We start from the raw sequence: 3,056 nt of genomic DNA on the forward strand, positions 1-3,056 counted from the left end.
CCCATTACTCACCGAAGCGGAAATACACCGAATCACGCGATTCGGTGAAATCCGCGAGTGGAACGACGGCGATCAGATCTTCCGTGTGGGCGAGCCGGGCTTCGGTATGTTCGTCATCCTTTCGGGCTCGATTCGCGTCACTCGCCGGGATGCACTGAACCGACAGATTATTGTCAAAGAGCTGGGGGATCATCATTTCGTCGCCGAGGTTGGCCAGATATCAGGAGCGAGATGCCTAGTTGACGGCGATGCCGCAGGCAACGTCCGCGCACTTCAAGTTACACCGGCCAGGCTGCGGGCACTGATGATCGCAGAAGCAGAACTCGGCGAGCGCATCATGAGAGCCTTGATCCTGCGGCGAGCTGGACTCGTCGAAGGCGGCAGCGGCATCATCGTCGTCACGGAATCAAATTCGCCGATTCTCAATGCACTTCAGAACTTTCTCACACGGAACAGCATTCCCTACACCGTCGTCGATAGTTCGGATCTGGAGATTGCGCGCTACGTCAATCAATACCCCACCGATTCCGCAGACTATCCGCTCGTTATCTGCCCGGACGGAAAGGTTCTCTGCGCGCCAACCGAAACCGAACTGGCGACAGCGCTCGACCTCATTCCCGATTTTGATGAAGCCGAAGTGTTCGATGTCGCGATCGTCGGCTCGGGCCCTGCCGGCCTGGCCACTGCGGTGTATGCAGCATCGGAAGGCCTAGCTGCCGTCATTTTGGATAACCACGCACCAGGAGGACAGGCAGGCGCGAGCGCGCGCATCGAGAATTTCTTCGGTTTCCCGGCTGGTATATCAGGGTATGCACTGACCGCACGCGCATATATCCAGGCTCAGAAATTCGGTGCGCGCGTCGCGATCCCGGTGGATGTCGAAGCCCTGGAATGTGACACGTCTCCATTTCGCCTCCGGCTCGGTAATAACGGCACGGTGCGGGCCCATTCGGTCGTCATAGCTACAGGCGCGGCTTACCGCAAGCCTGCGATCGAAGGGATCGAACGTTTTCAGGGGCGAGGCGTGTATTACTGGGCCTCTCCGGTAGAAGCCAAACTATGCGCGGGGAAAAATGTCGTGCTTGTCGGCGCCGGAAACTCGGCCGGACAGGCCGCCGTCTATCTGGCATCGCATGCGAAACATGTCAGCATGCTTGTTCGGGGACCGAATCTATCCGACAGCATGTCGCGCTATCTCATCGATCGCATCGAATCGATGGACAACATCGACATTCACTTCAATACGCAGATTGCGTCGTTTCGCGGTGAGGATGAGCTGGAGGAAATCGAGATTGCCGGCTCCGACGGAAAGCGCACATCGAAGAAAGCGGAGCACGTCTTCCTGTTTATCGGGGCGATACCTAACACCTCGTGGCTTGACGGATGTGGGGTCACCGTCGACACATCCGGCTTTGTGCTAACGGGATCCGACGTTTCCGCACAGGCTGGAGAGCATGAAACCAGTGTCCGTGGCGTATTTTGTGCCGGAGACGTGCGGCATGATTCCACCAAGCGCGTGGCGGCCGCTGTCGGCGACGGAGCAGCGGTCGTCTCGCAGCTTCACAAGTTTCTTGCCAGCTTGACCGCATAAAACAGCGCCGATGACGGGTGCGGCAACGGTCATGCCACCATCACCTGAGACGGCGCCCCATGCAATCGGTCCGGCACTGCCTAGACACACGAATTGTCGGGCGTCATCATCATGCTCGAGCACCTTTCGCGCCCGTATTCCGGATAGATGACGGCAATGCAAGCAGTCGTCGTGGCCCGTTAACACATGACATTGACTATTGCAGATACGTTGACTTCGCAACGGGCTCAGCCGCCGATAAGGCACAACACATCGACTTCCGTCTTTCACGCTTTCCATGAAAGCAGAAGCGCAGTACCGTCCGACAAGAACACGTCACCCGGTCAGATTTCAAGCATCGCATGGAGAGCGGTCAGATCCAGTTCAACGTGCACGTCGGATTTCGCACGTCCGAAAACGAGGTGCTGTGCCCCTTCAGACTCCGCTGCAAACTGCGTGTTGCCGCGCGAAGCGTCCGTGCCCCAACACGACGGCAATGCGCGCGATTTTCCAATCTCCATCATTGATGGAGCAATCACATTCGCATTCCTCCAACGCAGCTGAATCTCGAGCCAGTCGATGAAAGCACGAATCGACCTCGGAATGTAGCGCTGGTCCACATAAAGGGCAAAGATCTGCAGCGATGTCGGACGATTTTCGGCTAAGAGGCTCACCAAACGTCCATTGGCTATTTCGTTCACTACCATTCGGCCGCACACCTGTGCGATTCCGATACCTTCAACAGCGTACTGAACTGCCGAACGCGCATCACTAACAGAGATCCGCTCGGGAAATTTCAAGCTCACCTCGCCTCCGTCCACGCAATATCTGAAGTCACGCACGGGGCCGAAACGGCGGGGGGAATAATGAATGATGTCGTGGCGATCCAAATCGCCAAGCTCATGCGGAACGCCGCGTCGGGACAGATAGGCCGGGCTCGCGACCGTCACTGCGTTGAAGTCGCCAATGCGTCGCCCGCGGAGCGACGAATCCGGCAGCGGCCCTACCGCGATCGCACAATCGATTCCGTGCTCGACCAGGCCGCCTGGATCGCCACCGATTTCTAGGCGAAGTTCCACTTCCGGAAATGTCAGGCGAAATTCCGGGATCAGCGGCAACACCGTATGAGCGATCTCCTGATCGATGTCCACCGACAAGCGGCCACGCGCCACATCCCGCGCGCCGGCGAGATGAGCCTTCACTTCTTCGATCTCGCCCAGCACCCGCTCGCAGTGCTCAAAATACTGCGCGCCCTCGGTAGTCAAGCGCACGCATCGCGTGGAGCGCTGCAACAAGGTCACGCCGAGATGATTCTCGAGATTGCGTACCAGGCGACTGGCCGTTCCGGCGCTGATGCCAAGCAGTTTTGCCGCTGCCGTGAAGCTTCCCACACGCACGATGTACGTGAAAATCGACATCGCCTGCAGTGTGATTTCCATGGTTTTCTCCGAACGAATTCTGAGGAATGGCAGTATCAAGCCCGTCA

2 protein-coding genes are annotated in these 3,056 nt (G+C 57.9%); one reads left to right on the forward strand and one right to left on the reverse strand.

Annotated elements, in window-relative coordinates; all coding sequences use genetic code 11:
* On the forward strand, nucleotides 1–1,591 hold a 1,591-nt coding region (locus JMF90_RS31090), incomplete at its 5' end, for an FAD-dependent oxidoreductase (protein WP_201325875.1).
* Between the two features lie 323 nt (nucleotides 1,592–1,914).
* On the opposite strand, the gene JMF90_RS31095 is transcribed toward JMF90_RS31090, so the two are convergent.
* Nucleotides 1,915–3,009, reverse strand: coding sequence for a LysR family transcriptional regulator (locus JMF90_RS31095; RefSeq protein ID WP_011546993.1), 1,095 nt, complete (start codon nucleotides 3,007–3,009; stop codon nucleotides 1,915–1,917).
* Nucleotides 3,010–3,056: the final 47 nt, after the last annotated feature.

This window comes from Burkholderia sp. E168m23 (genome assembly GCF_016586125.1).
Classification (GTDB): domain Bacteria; phylum Pseudomonadota; class Gammaproteobacteria; order Burkholderiales; family Burkholderiaceae; genus Burkholderia; species Burkholderia orbicola.